Consider the following 17083-nt stretch of genomic DNA (forward strand, 5'->3'; position numbering starts at 1 on the left):
TGCTGATCATCGCCGACAAGGGCTACGCCTCCGCAGAGCTGGACGACTACCTGCACGACCGCGGCGTGGAGCTGCTGCGCCCGGCCTACCGCAACCGCGCACCCCGCCCCGGCCAGGCGCTGCTCGGCCCGATCCGCCAGCTCATCGAATCGGTCAACGACACCCTCAAGGGCCAACTCGACCTGGAACTGCACGGTGCACGGACCCTGCCTGGGGTCACCGTCCGCGTCGCGCAACGCCTGCTCGCCCTCACTGCTGCCATCTGGCACAACCGCGCCACCGGTCAGCCGATCACCCGATCCCTGATCGCCTACGACCACTGATCGACTTCGGACTTACTCGTCTAGCGCAGGTGGCGTCGCTCGCACCGCGGCCCCGGGGCGGTGGCCAGCCCACGGTCGCCGGTGACCAGTGCGCAGTCCAGTGCCTCGGCGAGGGCGGCAAAGGTGGCGTCGTAGGCGCTCAGGTTCGCGCGCAACTGCCAGATGCGCGGCAGCAGGGGGGTGTGCGGATAGCGGTCCACCCCGAGGACGCCGAGGTCGGCCAGGGCCTCGGCCGCCCGCTCGGCGCCGACGGACCCGGCAGCGGCGAGCCTGCGCAGTCCGGATGCGACCTCCACGTCGACCAGTGCAGGCGCGTGCAGGTCCTCCGTCGCCACCAGCGACCGGACATCGTCGTCCGCGCCGGTCCGCAGCAGCATCCGGAGCACGACCGAGGCGTCGACGACGATCGACACGTCAGCGGATGGCGCGCTCGGCGTGGACGGCGGACACGATCTCCTCGGTGCTCACCGGTACGTCGTCCCGCCCCGTGACGCGAGCCAGGAACTCCTCCGGCGTCGGACGACGTGCCAGCCCGCTCACCTCTCTGCGCAGGTACTCCGCCAGGGACATCCCGGCATGGGCGGCACGGACGCGCAGCACCTCGTGGACGTCCTCGGGCACGTCACGGATCTGGATCGTGGCCATCCACGCATGTTACCAGCGGTGCATGCACCGTGCATGCACCACAGTCACGCCACCGGCCGGGCCACCAGCGAGCCGGCCGAGTGCTCCTCCCGGAGCCAGTTCTCGAGCACCTTGCCGCTGGGGTTGCGCGGCAGTGGACGCCGCCACCGCCGAGGCCGAGCTGCGCCGCACGCAGCGGGTGCTGTACGAGGCCGGCCTGGTCGGCGTTCCCTGGCCCCGCGAGCACGGGGGGCAGGGCGGCACGCTGGTGCAGCAGGCGATCGTGCAGCAGGAGCTGGCCCGCGCCGGGGTGCCGACCTTGATCAACCACATCGGGCTGGGCATGTGCGGGCCGACGGTCATCGCCCACGGCAGCGACGACCAGCGGCGGCGGTACCTCCTCCGCCTGCTGCGCGCCGACGACGTCTGGTGCCAGCTGTTCAGCGAGCCGGCGGCCGGCTCCGACCTCGCGGCCCTGCGCACCACCGCCGTCCGGTACGGCGACGACTGGGTGGTCAACGGCCAGAAGGTCTGGACGACGCTGGCGCACGTCGCCGACCACGGCATCCTGCTCGCCCGCACCGACCCGGAGAGGCCCAAGCACGCCGGGCTGACGATGTTCGTCGTCGACCTGCACGCCCCCGGTGTGACCGTGCGCCCGCTGCGGCAGATGATCGGCTCCGCCGGGTTCAACGAGGTGTTCTTCGACGACGTCCGGATCCCCGACAGCGAGCGGCTGGGGGAGCCCGGTGAGGGCTGGCCGGTCGCGCTGACCACGCTGATGAACGAGCGGGTGGCCATCGGCGGCGCCGGCAGCGACCTCGGCGTCCCGGTCGAGACGCTCGTCGCGCACGCCCGGCAGCGGCTGCCGCAGCTGGACCCCGACCGGCAGGTGCTCGCCCGGCAGGCGGTCGGCCGGGCGGTCGTCGCCTCCCTCGCGACGCGCTACACCGGCTACCGCCGCTTCACCGAACTCAGCCGGGGCGGGCTGCCCGGACCGGAGGCCAGCGCCGGCAAGCTCGCCGGCACCGCCGCGGCGAAGCTGGTCGCCGACGCCGGCGTCCGGCTGCTCGGGGACGACGCCGTGCACGCCGCCACCGGGGAGGGCGACGAGACCTGGCAGCGCAGCCAGGGCTTCCTCCCCGGCCTGGCCATCGCCGGCGGCACCGACCAGGTGCTGCGCAACATCCTCGGCGAGCGGGTGCTCGGCCTCCCGCCCGAACCCCGCGTGGACAAGAGCGCTCCGTACGCCGGCGGTGCCCGGTGAACGTCGACCTCGGCCCCGACCAGCGCGACGCCGCCGCCGGCGCGCGCGACTTCTACCGCGGCTCGGCCCCGCCGGCCGCTGCCCGCGAGGCGCTCGAGGGCGGTGCCGTCGCGCCGGGCGGCAAGGCGCTGGCCGACATCGGCTTCCTCGGCATGACGGTCCCGGAGGCCGCCGGCGGCGCGGGCGGGTCGCTGCTCGACCTCGCCGTCGTCGCCGAGCAGGGCGGAGCCGTGCTGGCCGGACCCTCGCTCGTGACCGCCGCCCGCGCCGCGGTGCTGCTCGCCGACGCCCCCGACCTGGCCGCGCAGCTGGCCGACGGGTCGGCGGCGTTCGCGGTCGTCGACGGTCCGGTCACCGGCTCGTCCCCGTCGATCGACGCCGCCGGCGCCACGCTGTTCCTCGGCCTGGACGACGGCGCCCTCGTCGTCGGCGAGGGGGAGGCCACCCCGGGCCGGCCGCTGGACGCCACCCGTGGGCTGGCCTCGGTGCGGCTGACCTCGCGGCGGGTGCTCGCCGAGGACGCGGGGCAGCTGTGGGCCCGCGCCCGGCAGGCCGCCGCCGTGGTGCTCGCCGCCGAGGACCTCGGCGCGGCCGACGCCGCCGTGCAGATGGCCGTCGGCTACGCCCAGCAGCGGGAGGCGTTCGGCCGGCGGATCGGCTCCTACCAGGCGGTCAAGCACATGCTGGTCGACGCGTGGGTCGGCGTGGACCAGTTGCGCTCGCTGGTGTGGTGGGCCGCCTGGGCCGCCGACGCGGCACCGGACGAGCTGCCGCTGGCCGCCTCGGCCGCCGAGGCGCTCGCCGCCGAGGTGCTCGAACGTGCCGCCGAGACCTGCATCCAGGTGCACGGCGGGATCGGCTTCACCTGGGAGCACGACGCGCACCTGTACTGGCGGCGGGCCAAGGTCGACCGGCTGCTGCTCGGCGACGCCGCCGAGCACCTGGACGCCGTCGCCCGGCTCGCCGTCGCCGGTGCGCTGGGGTGAACGCCACCCAGCTGCGCTACGCGGTGGCCGACGGCGTCGCCACGATCACCCTCCACCGCCCCGAGCGGCTCAACGCCTTCACGCCGGTCATGGCCCGGGAGCTCACCGGAGCCGCCACGGCCGCCGACGCCGACGACGACGTCCGGGTGGTGCTCGTGACCGGCGCCGGCCGGGCCTTCTGCGCCGGCGCCGACCTCGGTGGCGGCGAGGACACCTTCCGCGACCGCGGTGCGCGCCCCGACCCGGTGCCACGCGGCACGGTGGACGGCGTCCCGCGGGACTGGGGCGGCATCGCCTCCCTGCCGTTCGCCCGGCTGCGCAAGCCCGTGATCGCCGCGGTCAACGGGCCCGCGGTCGGCATCGGCGCCACGATGACGCTGCCGATGGACGTCCGGATCGCGGCGGCGTCGGCCCGCTTCGGCTTCGTCTTCACCCGCCGCGGCATCGTGCCGGAGGCCGCGTCGTCGTGGTTCCTGCCGCGGGTCGTCGGCATCAGCCAGGCGATGGAGTGGGTGGCCACCGGCCGGGTGTTCGACGCCGCCGAGGCGCTGCGCGGTCGGCTGGTGTCCCGGGTGGTCCCGGACGACGAGCTGCTGCCCACCGCACACGGCCTGGCCCGCGAGATCGCCGACCACACCTCGGGAGTCGCGGTCGGAGCCGCCCGTCAGCTGCTGTGGTCGATGCTCGGAGCGCCCTCGCCCTGGGACGCCCACCGCGCCGAGTCCCGGGCCCTCGCCGAGCTGGGCGCCGGTCCGGACGCCGCCGAGGGCGTGGCGTCGTTCCTCGAGCGGCGACCGGCGCGGTTCACCGCGCCGGTCGGGGACGGGCTGGAGGTGGCCGGCGTGCCACGCTGGCCGGCCCCGCCGGACGACCTCGGCTGACGGTTCGTCACCGGGTGAGGCCCTGACCGCCCGCACCGCTCCGGGACACTGACGGCGTGCTGCCACCGCCGGGGACGCCGGGCACCGACCTCCCCGTGCGGGCTGTCCTCCCGGCTCTGCACATCGCGCTGGCCGGGGCCGGCAGTGCGGTGCTGGTCGCGCCGCCGGGCACCGGGAAGACGACCCTGGTCCCGCTGGCGCTGGCCGGGGAGCTGCCGGGCCGGGTCCTGGTCGCCGAGCCCCGCCGGCTCGCCACCCGCGCCGCCGCCCGCCGGATGGCCGCGCTGCTGGGCGAGCCGGTCGGCCGCTCGGTGGGCTACAGCGTCCGCGGGGACAGCCGGCGCAGCGGCGCCACCCAGGTGGAGGTGGTCACCACCGGACTGCTGGTGCGCCGGCTGCAGGCCGACCCCGAGCTGGCCGGGGTCGACGCCGTGGTGCTCGACGAGTGCCACGAGCGCCACCTCGACACCGACCTGGCGTTGGCCTTCCTGGTCGACGTCCGGGCCGCGCTGCGCCCGGAACTGCGGCTGCTGGCGATGTCGGCGACCGCGCAGGCCGGCCGGCTCGCCGTGCTCCTCGGGGCCACCACGCCGGCGCCCGTGGTGGAGGCGACCGGGACGCTGCACGACGTCCAGCCGGTGTGGTGCCCGCCCGAGCCCCCGGTGGCGCCGCCGCACGGCAGCCGCGTCGACCCCCGGCTGCTCGACGCGGTCGCCGCGACGACCCGCCGGGCCCTGGCCGAGGCGCCCGGCGACGTCCTGGTCTTCCTGCCCGGCGCAGCCGAGATCGCCGGCGTGGACACCCGGCTCGACGGGCTCGACGCCGACGTCCGCCCCCTGCACGGCCGGTTGCCCGCCGCGGGGCAGGACGCCGCGCTCACGCCCGGGCCGCGGCGGCGGGTGGTGCTGGCCACCGACGTGGCCGAGAGCAGCTTGACCGTGCCCGGTGTGCGGGCCGTCGTCGACGCCGGGCTGGCCCGGGTGCCGCGCTTCGACCTCGCGCGGGGGCTGGGTGCGCTGGCCACGGTGCGCGTCTCGCGGTCCTCGGCGGTGCAGCGGGCCGGGCGGGCCGGGCGGGAGGGGACCGGGCGGGTGTACCGGCTGTGGGCCGAGGCGGAGCAGGCCCGGCTGCCGGCGGCGCCCGAGCCGGAGATCGCGGTCGCCGACCTCACCGGGCTGGCCCTTGAGCTCGCCTGCTGGGGCACCCCCGACGGGGCCGGCCTGAGCCTGCCCGATCCACCCCCGGCCGCCGCGCTCGCCGTCGCCTGGGACACCCTGCGCGAGCTCGGTGCGGTGGACGACGCCGGCCGGGTCACCCCACGAGGCCGCTCGCTCACCGCCGTGGGGGCGCACCCACGGCTGGCGCGGGCGCTGCTCGACGGCGCCCCGCTGGTGGGCCGGCGGCGCGCGGCCGAGGTGGTGGCGCTGCTGTCGGCCGACGTCCCCGGGCGCTCCGACGACCTGGTCGCCGACTGGCGGGCGCTGCGCGCGGCTCGGGGTGGAGCCGCCGCCCGCTGGCGCGAGGAGGCCGACCGGCTGGCCCGCGCCCTCCCCGCGACCGCCGGCACCGGGCTGACCGACGACGCCGCGGCCGGCCTCGTCGTCGCCCTCGCCCACCCCGGGTGGCTGGCGCGTCGGCGCCCGGGCGGCGGGCGGACGTACCTGCTGGCCGCGGGCACCGGGGCGGAGCTGGCCCCCAGCACCGACCTGACCGGGGCCGGGTGGCTGGCGGTGGCCGCCGCCGACCGGCAGCCGGGCCGGCGCGACGCCCGGGTGCGCCAGGCGGTCGCGATCGACGAGGCCACCGCACGCGAGGTCGGCGGCGTCACCGAGGAGCCCGAGGTGGTCTGGCGGGACGGCGACGTGGCCGCCGCGCGGGTCGAGCGGCTCGGTGCGATCGTGCTCGCCGAGCGTCCGCTGCCCGACCCCGACCCCGCCGCCGTGGCCGCCGCGGTCGCCGAGGGGCTGCGCCGCGAGGGCCTGGCGCTGCTGCGCTGGACCCCGGCAGCCACCGTCCTCCGCGAGCGGCTGGCCGCGGCGCACGCCGGGCTGGGGCCGCCGTGGCCCGCGGTCGACGACGAGGCGCTGGGCGCCGCTCTCGCCGCCACCCCCGCGGTCGGCGCGGCCCGCAGCCGGGCGGATCTGGCCCGGATCGACGTCGTCGCCGCGCTGCGGGCGCTCGTGCCGTGGCAGCTGGCCGGCCGGTTCGACGAGCTGGTGCCCGAGCGGGTCGAGGTGCCGACCGGGTCCCGCCTCCGCGTCGACTACGGCGACCCCGAGGTGCCCACGCTGTCCGTCCGGGTTCAGGAGGTGTTCGGCTGGGCGGCCGCGCCGACGGTCGCCGGGCGCCCGTTGCGGCTGCAGCTGCTCTCCCCGGCCGCCCGGGTGGTCGCCACGACCTCCGACCTCGCCGGCTTCTGGGTCACCGGCTACCCCGCCGTCCGCAGCGAGCTCCGCGGCCGCTACCCGCGCCACCCGTGGCCCGAGGACCCGGCGACCGCGCCCGCGACCCGGCGGGCCACCCCCCGCGGCCGCCCGCGCTGACCGCACCGGCGGCCGGGCCCCGGGCGGCGCCCCGGCGCGGCGCCTCCGTCAGCGGGGGCCGAGGTGGCGCAGCAGCGTCTCGCCGAGATCGCGCATCGCCGCGACCTGCTCGGGGGAGAGCTGGTCGAACAGGTGGGTGCGCACGCTCGCCACGTGCACCGGAGCGGCCGCCTCGAGCGCGGCGAACCCGTCGTCGGTGAGGACGGCGAGCTGGCCGCGGCCGTCGTCCGGGCAGACCTGCCGGCGCACCCAGCCGCGCTCCTCCAGCCGGGAGACGGCGTGCGAGAGCCGGCTGCGCGAGGACAGGCACCGGTCGGCGAGCTCGCTCATCCGCATCATCCGGCCCTCGGTCTCCGACAGGGCGACGAGGATCTCGTAGTAGGCGTGCGAGATGCCGGTGGCGTGCGTGAGCTCCCGGTCGAGCCGGTCGAGCAGCAGCTGGGCGCTGTAGAGCCAGGCCCGCCAGGCCTGCTGCTCCCCGGCGTCGAGCCAGCGGGTTCCCTCGGCGCCGGAGCCGGGGTCTCCAGGAGCGAGCGACACGTCGGCGGTCATGTTCGTCAGGGTACTGGCGGAATAGATGAGTCTTCAACTACGCTCGCCATGAACAGAAGGTCAAACGCTCAACCACTTGGAGGCACCATGACCAGCACCGCCATCCAGATCCCCGGCTACGTCGTCGGCACCTGGGACATCGACGCCAGCCACTCGACGGTCGGCTTCTCCGTCCGGCACATGATGGTCAGCAAGGTCCGCGGCTACTTCCGCGAGTTCTCCGGTGAGATCGTCACCGCGGAGAACCCGGAGCAGTCCACCGTGACCGCCGCGATCGACATGGACTCGATCGACACCCGGCAGGAGCAGCGCGACGCGCACATCCGCTCCGCCGACTTCTTCGACGTGGGCAACCACACCGTGATGACCTTCCGCTCGACCGAGGTCCGGGCCGACGGCGCCGACTGGACCGTCGTCGGTGACCTGACCATCAAGGGCATCACCAAGCCCGTCGAGCTGGCCCTTGAGGTCAACGGCTTCGGCCCCGACGCCTACGGCGGTACCCGCGCCGGCTTCAGCGCCAAGACCGAGATCTCCCGCAAGGAGTTCGGCGTCGACATCGACATGCCGATGGACGGCGGCGGCGTCGTCGTCGGCGACAAGATCACCGTCGAGCTGGAGATCGAGGCCGTGCTCCGCGCCGTGTGAGCCCCCTCCCGCGGCGATCATGGCGCCGTGACCACCCGTGACGTTCCCGCGGTGGTCACGGCGCCATGATCGTCTCCGGTGGGCGTGGACACTGGACGGTATGACGAGCTCGACCCTGACCCGCGCGCGCACCCGCATCCCCTCCGCCCTCCTGGTCGCCGTCGGCCTCGCGGCCGGCTTCGGCGTCGCGCAGGGCACCGGGATCCGCGTCCTCGGCGGCGCGGTCTTCGCCCTCGGCGGGCTCGGCGCGGCCTGGCTGTGGGTCGAGCGCCGCGGCTGGGCGGTCGCGCTGGGCCTGGGTGCGCTGTACGTCGGCGCCTTCGTGCTCGCGCACGTGCTGGCGCTCGGCGTCGGGATGGCGTCCTGGCTGGCCGTGGGGCTGGTGACCCTCGCCGCCGCCGGCACCACCTACGCGGTGGCCGACCGCGCGTGACACCCCCGCGGGGTGATGGTGCGCCGGGCGGTGATCGGCCAGGCTGACGGCGGAACGACGCCCGGGGACCGCAGCTGGACGCCCGGGGAGCTGTGGTCGGCCGCCTTCGGTGGTGTGTTCTTCGGCCCGGGGATGGAGGCGGTCGACGTGCTCGTGGCCGGCGAGGCGTGGAGCTGGGCCGAGGCCGCTCTGCGCGGCGCCTTCTTCGGCGTCTGCACGGCCCTGGCCGCGATGGCGTACCTGCGCTTCTCGGCCCGCGGCCGGGAGCGGGCGACCGTGGAGCGCGCCGTGTCGGCGGGCGCGCTGCCCTGGGACGCCGGTGCGGAGTGGGTCGGCCGGTTGACGGCCGAGCGACGGCGGCCGCGTTCCGACCTGGTCGGCGCGCCGCTGTTCTCGGTCGGCGTGGCGGTGCTGGTCGCGGCTGCAGCCCTGCAGCCCGAGGGGCCGGACGGGTGGGGCCGGCTCTACGCCGTCGGCCTGGTGCTGACCGGCGGCCTCCTGGCGGTGCGAGGGCGCCGCCGGCTGCAGACCGCCGAGCGGCTGCTCGCCCAGCTGGGCGAGGTGTCCGGCCGCGGGAGTGGGTCCGCTCACGTCGGGGATCGCTCACCGAGCGCCTAGCATGGGAAGGTCGCCGGGCCGGCGGCTGTTGACCCTGCTGTCGAGGCGCTCCGCAACAGAGCCGGACGCGCCGACCCCCTGATCTCACCCGAGGTGCCCCTCCGCATGCCCACCCGCGACGACCTGCGCAACGTGGCGATCATCGCCCACGTCGACCACGGCAAGACGACCCTGGTCGACGCCCTCCTCCGCCAGGCGGGCGCCCTCGGGCGTGCCAAGGGCGAGGGGACGGACAACGACTCCACGCAGGACCGCGTCATGGACTCGATGGACCTCGAGCGTGAGCGCGGCATCACCATCCTGGCGAAGAACACCGCGATCCACCTGGCCGACGAGAACGGCAACCCCGTCGTCGTCAACATCGTCGACACCCCCGGCCACGCCGACTTCGGTGGCGAGGTCGAGCGCGGCCTGTCGATGGTCGACGGCGTCGTCCTGCTCGTGGACGCCTCCGAGGGACCGCTGCCGCAGACCCGCTTCGTGCTGCGCAAGGCGCTGGGCAAGGGGATGCCGGTCATCCTCGTGGTCAACAAGACCGACCGGTCCGACGCCCGCATCGCCGAGGTCGTCGACGAGACCTACGAGCTGTTCATGGAGCTGCTCGAGGACAACGGGATGGACCCCGAGGCCCTCGAGTTCCCGATCGTCTACAGCAACGGCAAGACCGGGCAGGCCTCGCTCACCCGGCCCGCCGACGGCACCAGCCCCGACAGCCCCGACCTCGGCCCGCTGGTCAGGACGCTGCTGGACACCATCCCGGCGCCGACCTACGACGCCGAGGAGCCGCTGCGCGCGCAGGTCACCAACCTCGACGCGTCGCCCTACCTCGGCCGGCTGGCGCTGCTGCGCATCCACTCCGGCACGATGAAGAACGGCCAGCAGGTCGCCTGGTGCAAGACCGACGGCACCATCCAGCGGGTCAAGATCACCGAGCTGCTGGTGACCGAGGGCCTCACCCGGACCGCGGCGGAGAGCGCCGGGCCCGGCGACCTGGTCGCCATCGCCGGCATCGAGGACATCATGATCGGCGACACCCTCGCCGACCCGAACGATCCGCGGCCGCTGCCGCCGCTGACGGTCGACGAGCCGTCGATCTCGATCACCATCGGGATCAACACCGCGCCGCTGTCCGGTCGCTCGGGCAAGAAGCTCACCGCGCGCCTGATCAAGAACCGCCTCGACCAGGAGCTGGTCGGCAACGTCTCGGTGCGGATGCTGCCCACCGAGCGCCCCGACACCTGGGAGATGCAGGGCCGCGGCGAGCTGGCGCTGGCCATCCTCGTCGAGCAGCTGCGCCGCGAGGAGTTCGAGCTGACCGTCGGCCGCCCGCAGGTGGTCACCAAGGAGATCGACGGCAAGCTGCACGAGCCGGTCGAGCGGGTCACCATCGACACCCCCGGTGAGTACGTCGGCACGCTGACCCAGGCGCTGGCCACCCGGCGCGGGCGGATGGAGAACCTCGTCCACCACGACACCGGCTGGGCGCGGATGGAGTACATCGTCCCCTCGCGCGGCCTGATCGGGTTCCGCACCGAGTTCCTCACCGAGACCCGCGGCACCGGCGTCCTCAACCACAACCTCGAGGGCTACGAGCCGTGGCTGGGCGACATGCGCGCCCGGCCCACCGGCTCGCTGGTCGCCGACCGGCAGGGCGTGGCGACGTCGTACGCGATGTTCTCGCTGCAGGAGCGCGGCTCGATGATGGTCGCCCCGGGCACCGAGGTGTACGAGGGCATGATCGTCGGCGAGAACTCCCGGCCCGACGACATGGACGTCAACATCACCAAGGAGAAGAAGCTCACCAACATGCGGTCCTCGACCGCGGAAGAGCTCGAGCGGCTGGTCCCGCCGCGGATCCTGAACCTGGAGCAGGCGCTGGAGTTCTGTGCCGAGGACGAGTGCGTCGAGGTCACGCCGGCCGCCGTCCGGGTGCGCAAGGTGATCCTCGACCAGAACGAGCGCGGCAAGTCCAAGAACCGCAAGCCCAAGGCCTGACGACAGCCGCGGGAGCATCGCAGCGAGCTCTGCGAGCGAGGAGCGGACTGCGGCGCGGAGTCAGGCTCGTGAGCAGGGCCTGACGACAGCCGCGGGAGCATCGCAGCGAGCTCTGCGAGCGAGGAGCGGACTGCGGTGCGGAGTCAGGCTCGTGAGCAGGGCCTGACGACAGCCGCGGGAGCATCGCAGCGAGCTCTGCGAGCGAGGAGCGGACTGCGGCGCGGCGCGCAGGGCCTGACGGAGGAGCCCGCGGAGAGGCTCGTCCGCGCGTCGGACGGGGCCTCTCCGCGTAGTGGTGACCCCCGCCTGGGTCCCCTCGCAGGCAGGGACGCCGAGGAGGGGGTCGAGACGACAGGCGCGGGTCCGGTTGACACCCCTTCCCGGGCCTCCCTAGCGTCTGGCGGCGTTCTGGGGCCGCACCACGGGGGAGCCGAGCGCACGCCGTCCCAGGGGCGGGCTCGGCAGCGGTCCTGCCGCCGCGCGACGACGCCGGTGGACCGCCACGGACACCCGGAGTACCCATGCCCGGACAGCACCCCACCTCGTTCCGCACCGCGCGCCGCCGCACGCTGGCCGCCGTCCTCGGCGCCGGCCTGCTGGCCGGCGGCCTCGCCGCACCGGCGGCCGCGGCCGACGACGACGGGCGGGACGACGGCGGTGGCAGCGGTCCGAGCACGAGCGTCGAACCCTTCGGCGCCACCCCCGACGGCACCGCGGTCGAGCGCTGGACCCTCAGCAACGGCGACACGACGATGCGCGTGCTGACCTTCGGCGGCGTCATCCAGACCCTGGAGGTGCCCGATGCCGAGGGGGAGGTGGACAACGTCGTCCTGGGCTACCCGGACCTCGAGGGCTACTACACCGAGGGAGACCCCTACTTCGGCGCCCTCATCGGCCGCTACAGCAACCGCATCGCCGAGGGCCGGTTCACCCTCGACGGGCAGACGTCCCAGCTGCCGCTCAACGACGGCCCGAACACGCTGCACGGCGGGCCGGGCGGCTTCTCCGAGCGGGTCTGGACCGCCACCGACGTCAGCGACGACGAGGTGGCCGCCCTGCAGTTGGAGCTGGTCAGCGAGGACGGCGACCAGGGCTTCCCCGGCACGCTGACGACGACGGTCACCTACCGGCTGGACGCCGAGTCGCGGCTGACCGTGGACTACGAGGCCACGACCGACGCCCCGACCGTCGTCAACCTGACCCAGCACACCTACTGGAACCTGGCCGGTGAGGGCTCCGGGGACGTCTACGACCACGAGCTGCAGCTCAACGCGAGCGGCTTCACGCCGGTCGACGAGACGCTCATCCCGACCGGCGAGGTCGCCCCGGTGGAGGGCACGCCGTTCGACTTCCGCGAGCCCACGCCGATCGGCGAGCGCATCCGCGTGGCCGACCAGCAGCTGCTCTACGGGCAGGGCTACGACCACAACTGGGCGCTGGACCGCGAGGACGACGGCGCGCGGGAGGGTTCGGACAGCGAGGACGTTCTCGAGGAGGCCGCCGTGCTGCACGACCCGGACAGCGGCCGGACGCTGACCATCTCCACGACCGAGCCGGGCATCCAGTTCTACTCGGGCAACTTCCTCGACGGCACGCTCGTGGGCACCGGCGGCGGGGTCTACCGGCAGGGCGACGGGCTGGCGCTGGAGACCCAGCACTTCCCGGACTCGCCGAACCAGCCGGAGTTCCCCTCCACGGTGCTGCGCCCGGGCGAGGTCTACGACAGCACGACGGTGTTCGAGCTCACCTCCTGATGCTCCCGGCGTCCTCGGTGGCCATGTCCGCGGACAGGGCCACCGAGGCGCCGTCACCGTTCCATGACCGCAAGTGACGGCGGGCCGGGGGGCGCCGACCCGCCCACGACACGCTCACCGGGACCCACCCCCTCGGCTGCCTACGTTCTCCTCGGGGCCGTGTAGGCGGGCCCGGGGATCGACGAGGAGGCGACGCTGATGAGGACCACCCGGCACACGCTGGCGGCCGAGGGACACCGCGGCGGGATCGACGTCCGGGTGAGCCTGCGCAGCGACGCGGGGTCCGGCGAGCAGGCCTTCGACGGGGCCTGGTTCCCGCGCAGCCGCGACCTCGCCGTCGAGCTGCCCGAGCTGGTCGCCGCACTGGACAAGCGGGGCCTGCGCATCGAGCGCTTCACCTATCCGCTCGAGGCCTGGTCGCCGGCGCCGCGCAAGGTCGTCGTCGGCGGTCGAGTGGTCCGCACCGGCGGCTTCCGCAGCATGGACGACGGCGTGGTGTGCCTGACCTGGGCCGGCGGCACCCGGCGCGCCGATCTGCTCGTCGTCCCCCCGGAGACCGACGTCATCACCGGGGCCCGGGCGCTGCGGCTGTGCACCCGCCGCGGCCTCCCGCGCTCGCCGCAGATGGTGCTGGCCGCCGCCCGGTCGACGCCGCTGCCGCAGGTGCCGGTGGGCTCGCCGTACGACCGGGCGGTCTGACAGAGGACCCCCTGCCCCCGCCACTCGCGAGCTGGCGGCGGGACCCTGCAGGGGGCCGGCTGCGCCGACGCCGAACCGGCTGGACGGCGGGGCAGCGGGTGCGCTGGGCTGATGGGCATGAGACTGCTGGTCCTCGGCGGCACCCATTTCCTCGGCCGGCACGTGGGCACGGCGGCCCTCGACCGCGGCCACGAGGTGGCGTCCTTCACCCGGGGCGTCTCCGGGGAGCCGCCCGCCGGCGTGCGCGCGCTGCACGGCGATCGGGACGACCCCACCGCGCTGCCGGCCGCACTCGACGGCTGGGCGCCCGACCTGGCCGTCGACACCTCCTGCCAGACCCGCGTGGCCGCTCGCAACGCCGCGGCCGTGCTGAGCGGCGTCCGCGGGTACGCCTTCGTCAGCAGCCTCAACGCCTACGCGAACTGGCCGCCGGGCCCGATCGGTCCCGAGGACGGCGAGCCGACCTGGGAGACCGACGACGACGGGTACGGGCCGGTCAAGGCGTACGCCGAGCGCGAGATCCGGGCTGCGGTGCCGGGCCGCTTCCTCACCGCGCGGGCGGGGCTGATCGTCGGCCCGGACGACCGGGTGGACCGGCTGGGCTGGTGGCTGCGGCGGATCGCGCGCGGGGGGCGGGTCGTCGTCCCGGCGGAGGGGTGGCACCAGCCGATCGCCGCTGTCGACGTCCGCGACCTCGCCGGGTGGCTGGTGGAGATGGCCGAGCGGGGCGTGCCCGGCGCGGTGAACGCCACCGGCCCGGCCGGCATGACGACCCTCGGCGGCCTGCTCGACCTGTGTCGCGAGGTCACCGGCGGCGACGCGGAGTGGGTACCGGTGCCGGAGGCCGACCTGCTCGCCGCCGGCGTGGAGCCGTGGCTGCACCTGCCGCTCTGGCTGCCGGCCGAGGTGGCCGGCACCGCCTGGGACGTCGACACGACCCGGGCGCGCGAGCTCGGGCTGCCCAGCCGGCCGCTGGAGCGGACCGTGGCCGACACCTGGGCCTGGCTGCAGGGCGTCGAGGAGTTGCCGCCCCCGCCGCACGACCTGCCGCGTCCCGGACTGCCGGCCGACCTCGAGGCCGCACTCCTGGCCGGCCATGATCAGGGTCCCTGATCGTCAAGCGTCCGCCCTCGCCGCAGAACGTGAGGGAGGACGCTTGACGATCAGGTGACCTGATCCCGGCTACGCGGGGTCAGTCGCGCGGGTCGCTGGGCCGGCCCGCCGTGACGTCGCGCCGCAGGTCGGCGGCGTCCGCGCCGTCGGCCGGGAGCTCGATCTCGTCGTGCGTCCGCGCCGCCTCGGCGGCCAGTGCGTCGGCCGACTCCAGCGCGCGGTCCTTGCGGTACTCGCGGAAGGAGTGGACGACGGCCGCGGCCCAGACGGCGCAGATGACGGCGTAGACGGCGTAGCGGACCGGGTCGGAGGCGTCGATCCAGTCACTGCGCAGCAGGGTGCGGGTGTTGGTCAGCACGATCATGCCGCCGACCAGCGAGCCGAGCATCCGCGGCGGGACGTGCCGCACGAGCCACGCGGCGAGCGGCGCGGCGACGAGCCCGCCGGCGAGCAGCCCGAGCGCCCACGTGGCGTCGACGCCCTGGGAGCCCAGCGCGACGAGGAAGCCCAGGCTCGCCGCCACGGCGATGAGGAACTCGGAGGTGTCGATGGAGCCGATGACCTTGCGCGGCTCCATCCGCCCGCTGGCCAGCAGGGCCGGGGTGCCTACCGGGCCCCAGCCGCCGCCACCGGTCGCGTCGACGAAGCCGGCCACGAGGCCGAGCGGGCCGAGGAAGCGCTTGCGCACCGGCTTGCCCAGGTGTCGGCGGTCGATCCCGCGGAGGGTGAAGCGAACGAGCAGGTAGACGCCGAGCGAGACCAGGATCAGCGACATGACCGGGGCGGCGACCTCGGTCGAGAGGCTGGAGAGCACGTTGGCACCGAGGAAGGCGCCGACCGCGCCCGGGACGCCGACCTTGGCGACGACCTTCCAGTCGACGTTGCCGAACTTCCAGTGCGCGAGCCCGGACATCAGGCTGGTGCCGATCTCGGCGAAGTGCACGGTGGCCGACGCGGCGGCCGGGTTGGTGCCGATGGCGAGCAGCAGGGTGGTCGACGTGACGCCATAGGCCATGCCGAGGCTGCCGTCCACGAGCTGCGCTCCGAGGCCCACGAGCGCGAGCAGGACGAGGGTCTTCACGGGCTGGTCTCCGGTCCGGGGAGGGCCGCGGGCGCGCCGATGGGCGCAGCGCAGCGCGGGGGAAGAGCTGAGGAGGTGCGCGGAGCGCAGGAGGTCAGCAGCCCGGACAGCAGGCGGTGCAGACGCGCAGCAGGTCGACGTGGATCCGCCCCACGAGGAGCACCGTCGTCGCCGCCACGTCGGAATGTCTACCAGGTCGATGAACATATGCCCAAAGCACGTCCCGGCACGTGGGACGGCGGGCGGGTTCAGGCGCGCGCGACCGTCGCGTCGTCCTCGCCCAGGGCCGCCACGAGGTCGGCCCGGGCCCGCGCCACCCGGGACCGGATGGTGCCCACCGGGCAGCCGGCGACCTCCGCGGCCTCCGCGTAGGGCAGCCCCAGCAGCTGGGTGAGCACGAAGGCCTCGCGGCGGTCGGAGGAGAGCCGGGCCAGCAGGTCGGCGACCGCGGCGCCCTCACCCACCCGGTCGGTGCCGTCGCCGGCGCCGAGGGCCTCCAGGTCGGCGTCCTCCCGCACGAGGGTGAGCCGCCGGCGGCGGCGGGAGCGAACGGCGTCCGCGCACACCCGCCGGGCGATCGACAGCAGCCAGGTGCGCAGCGAGGAGCGACCCTCGAAGCGGTGCAGGGACCCGAAGGCGCGCAGGTAGGTCTCCTGCGTCAGGTCGTCGGCGGACTGCCGGTCGCCGAGGGCCGCGCACAGCCGCCAGACGTCGGACTGCGTGGCGCGCACCAGGGCCGCCGCGGCGAGGGGGTCGCCGTCGACGGCGGCAGCCGCCAGCCGCTCCAGGTCGTCCACGTGTCCCATCCTCCCCGTTGACCCGCCGTCCCGACTCCACCCGAAGGGAGGGGAACCAACCGGCCCTGGAGAACGACCACACCATCATGCAGTGCACCCCGTACCGCGAGGCGGTCTCCGCCCGGCTCGACGGCGAGTCGCCCGGCCTGCCCGCCGGCGAGCTCGACGCGCACCTCGCCGCGTGCCCCGGCTGCGCGGCGTGGTCCCGGCAGGCGGAGCTGGTCACCCGCCGCGCCCGGCTCGCCCCCGCGCCCGTCGTGCCGGATCTCACGGCGACGGTCCTGGCCGCGCTGCCCCGCGAGCTGCCCGGCGCGGCGGCGGCCGCTCGTGCCCGGCTGGCCACCGCCGCGCTTCGGCTGGCCCTGCTCGCCGTCGGCGTCGCGCAGGCGGCGCTCGCCTGGCCGTCCCTCGTCGCCGGGACCGGCGCCATGAGCGCGCCGGTGCACATGGCCCACGAGAGCGGCGCCTGGAACCTCGGCATCGCCGCGGCCTTCCTCGCCGTGGCCGCCGCCCCCCGGCTGGCCGCGGGGGCGCTGCCCTTCCTCGGCACGGTCGCCGTGCTGCTCGCCGTCCTGACCGTCGCCGACCTGCGGGCCGGGCACGTGGCCGCCGACCGTGCGGCCGCCCACCTGCTGCTGCTCGCCGGGGCGGCGCTGGTGGCCGCCGTCGCCTGGCGGGGACGCCGGCGCCGCTCCGCCCTGCCCGCGGTGCGCCGTGAGCGGGTGCCGGCATGACCGGGCTCGCGGGGTGCCGAGATGACGCAGCGGCC

The 17083-nt window shown here is 75.5% G+C and carries 17 protein-coding genes and 1 pseudogene; 13 read left to right on the forward strand and 5 right to left on the reverse strand.

The genetic code is table 11. The features are described from left to right. Nucleotides 1-323, forward strand: a pseudogene (locus tag BUB17_RS20655) (IS982 family transposase); the annotation flags it as partial. Nucleotides 324-343: 20 nt separating this feature from the next. Here the strand turns inward: BUB17_RS20655 and BUB17_RS20660 are convergent. Both BUB17_RS20660 and BUB17_RS20665 read right to left on the reverse strand, forming a co-directional pair. Then, nucleotides 344-736 (reverse strand): type II toxin-antitoxin system VapC family toxin, encoded by a 393-nt coding sequence (locus tag BUB17_RS20660; protein ID WP_208983527.1) that lies wholly within the window; start codon nt 734-736, stop codon nt 344-346. 1 nt (nt 737) lies between these two features. Next, nucleotides 738-968: a FitA-like ribbon-helix-helix domain-containing protein gene (locus tag BUB17_RS20665; protein ID WP_072920567.1), complete on the reverse strand. Its 231-nt coding sequence runs from the start codon at nt 966-968 to the stop codon at nt 738-740. Nucleotides 969-1101: 133 nt separating this feature from the next. Between BUB17_RS20665 and BUB17_RS20670 the strand changes: the two genes are divergently transcribed. Genes BUB17_RS20670 through hrpB form a run of 4 tightly spaced genes read left to right on the forward strand, consistent with a single transcriptional unit; the run spans nt 1102 to nt 6624 of the window. Beyond that, nucleotides 1102-2214 carry an acyl-CoA dehydrogenase family protein gene (locus BUB17_RS20670; RefSeq protein WP_244277402.1) on the forward strand — a complete coding sequence of 371 codons (1113 nt, stop codon included), beginning with the start codon at nt 1102-1104 and terminating at the stop codon, nt 2212-2214. Next, nucleotides 2211-3200 carry an acyl-CoA dehydrogenase family protein gene (locus tag BUB17_RS20675; RefSeq protein WP_072920568.1) on the forward strand — a complete coding sequence of 330 codons (990 nt, stop codon included), beginning with the start codon at nt 2211-2213 and terminating at the stop codon, nt 3198-3200. Before BUB17_RS20670 ends, BUB17_RS20675 begins: the two co-directional genes overlap by 4 nt. Further along, nucleotides 3197-4081, forward strand: a complete 885-nt coding sequence (locus BUB17_RS20680) for an enoyl-CoA hydratase-related protein (protein ID WP_072920569.1) — start codon at nt 3197-3199, stop codon at nt 4079-4081. The genes BUB17_RS20675 and BUB17_RS20680 overlap by 4 nt, the downstream gene beginning before the upstream one ends. Before the next feature lie 56 nt (nt 4082-4137). After that, nucleotides 4138-6624 carry an ATP-dependent helicase HrpB gene (gene hrpB / locus BUB17_RS20685; protein ID WP_072920570.1) on the forward strand — a complete coding sequence of 829 codons (2487 nt, stop codon included), beginning with the start codon at nt 4138-4140 and terminating at the stop codon, nt 6622-6624. A gap of 48 nt (nt 6625-6672) precedes the next feature. On the opposite strand, the gene BUB17_RS20690 is transcribed toward hrpB, so the two are convergent. Then, entirely contained in the window at nt 6673-7176 is a 504-nt protein-coding gene (locus BUB17_RS20690; protein ID WP_072920571.1) for a MarR family winged helix-turn-helix transcriptional regulator, read from the reverse strand. Between the two features lie 87 nt (nt 7177-7263). Here BUB17_RS20690 and BUB17_RS20695 point away from each other — a divergent pair, with 87 nt between their 5' ends. From BUB17_RS20695 to BUB17_RS20725, 7 genes are all read left to right on the forward strand, one after another. Further along, complete coding sequence (locus BUB17_RS20695; RefSeq protein WP_072920572.1) at nt 7264-7824, forward strand: YceI family protein; 561 nt, start codon at nt 7264-7266, stop codon at nt 7822-7824. A 100-nt stretch (nt 7825-7924) separates the two neighbouring features. Then, a complete protein-coding gene (locus BUB17_RS20700; RefSeq protein WP_072920573.1) occupies nt 7925-8257 on the forward strand; it encodes a hypothetical protein in 333 nt (110 codons plus the stop codon). 30 nt (nt 8258-8287) lie between these two features. After that, complete coding sequence (locus tag BUB17_RS20705; protein WP_175561436.1) at nt 8288-8875, forward strand: hypothetical protein; 588 nt, start codon at nt 8288-8290, stop codon at nt 8873-8875. A 105-nt stretch (nt 8876-8980) separates the two neighbouring features. Continuing rightward, nucleotides 8981-10870 (forward strand): translational GTPase TypA, encoded by a 1890-nt coding sequence (gene typA / locus BUB17_RS20710; protein WP_072920575.1) that lies wholly within the window; start codon nt 8981-8983, stop codon nt 10868-10870. A 521-nt stretch (nt 10871-11391) separates the two neighbouring features. Then, nucleotides 11392-12624, forward strand: coding sequence for an aldose epimerase family protein (locus tag BUB17_RS20715; RefSeq protein ID WP_072920576.1), 1233 nt, complete (start codon nt 11392-11394; stop codon nt 12622-12624). A 198-nt stretch (nt 12625-12822) separates the two neighbouring features. Continuing rightward, nucleotides 12823-13323 (forward strand): DUF5994 family protein, encoded by a 501-nt coding sequence (locus BUB17_RS20720; RefSeq protein ID WP_072920577.1) that lies wholly within the window; start codon nt 12823-12825, stop codon nt 13321-13323. Nucleotides 13324-13440: 117 nt separating this feature from the next. Next, nucleotides 13441-14436, forward strand: coding sequence for an NAD-dependent epimerase/dehydratase family protein (locus BUB17_RS20725; RefSeq protein ID WP_072920599.1), 996 nt, complete (start codon nt 13441-13443; stop codon nt 14434-14436). Nucleotides 14437-14515: 79 nt separating this feature from the next. On the opposite strand, the gene BUB17_RS20730 is transcribed toward BUB17_RS20725, so the two are convergent. Both BUB17_RS20730 and BUB17_RS20735 read right to left on the reverse strand, forming a co-directional pair. Next, nucleotides 14516-15517, reverse strand: coding sequence for a sulfite exporter TauE/SafE family protein (locus BUB17_RS20730; protein ID WP_072920578.1), 1002 nt, complete (start codon nt 15515-15517; stop codon nt 14516-14518). Between the two features lie 248 nt (nt 15518-15765). Beyond that, nucleotides 15766-16314 carry a sigma-70 family RNA polymerase sigma factor gene (locus BUB17_RS20735; protein WP_083606478.1) on the reverse strand — a complete coding sequence of 183 codons (549 nt, stop codon included), beginning with the start codon at nt 16312-16314 and terminating at the stop codon, nt 15766-15768. Nucleotides 16315-16400: 86 nt separating this feature from the next. Between BUB17_RS20735 and BUB17_RS20740 the strand changes: the two genes are divergently transcribed. After that, on the forward strand, nt 16401-17048 hold the full coding sequence (locus BUB17_RS20740) for a zf-HC2 domain-containing protein (RefSeq protein ID WP_072920580.1): 648 nt from the start codon (nt 16401-16403) through the stop codon (nt 17046-17048). The last annotated feature ends 35 nt before the right edge of the window (nt 17049-17083 follow it).

The organism is Geodermatophilus obscurus (genome assembly GCF_900143215.1).
Lineage (GTDB): Bacteria > Actinomycetota > Actinomycetes > Mycobacteriales > Geodermatophilaceae > Geodermatophilus > Geodermatophilus obscurus_A.

What these genes read in the sequence shown, in the direction of transcription:
- BUB17_RS20700 (WP_072920573.1), top strand. Translation starts at nt 7,925, where the DNA reads ATGACGAGCTCGACCCTGACCCGCGCGCGCACCCGCATCCCCTCCGCC.
- BUB17_RS20690 (WP_072920571.1), bottom strand. Translation starts at nt 7,176, where the DNA reads ATGACCGCCGACGTGTCGCTCGCTCCTGGAGACCCCGGCTCCGGCGCC.
- BUB17_RS20740 (WP_072920580.1), top strand. Translation starts at nt 16,401, where the DNA reads ATGCAGTGCACCCCGTACCGCGAGGCGGTCTCCGCCCGGCTCGACGGC.
- BUB17_RS20695 (WP_072920572.1), top strand. Translation starts at nt 7,264, where the DNA reads ATGACCAGCACCGCCATCCAGATCCCCGGCTACGTCGTCGGCACCTGG.
- BUB17_RS20720 (WP_072920577.1), top strand. Translation starts at nt 12,823, where the DNA reads ATGAGGACCACCCGGCACACGCTGGCGGCCGAGGGACACCGCGGCGGG.
- BUB17_RS20715 (WP_072920576.1), top strand. Translation starts at nt 11,392, where the DNA reads ATGCCCGGACAGCACCCCACCTCGTTCCGCACCGCGCGCCGCCGCACG.
- typA (WP_072920575.1), top strand. Translation starts at nt 8,981, where the DNA reads ATGCCCACCCGCGACGACCTGCGCAACGTGGCGATCATCGCCCACGTC.
- BUB17_RS20665 (WP_072920567.1), bottom strand. Translation starts at nt 968, where the DNA reads ATGGCCACGATCCAGATCCGTGACGTGCCCGAGGACGTCCACGAGGTG.
- BUB17_RS20725 (WP_072920599.1), top strand. Translation starts at nt 13,441, where the DNA reads ATGAGACTGCTGGTCCTCGGCGGCACCCATTTCCTCGGCCGGCACGTG.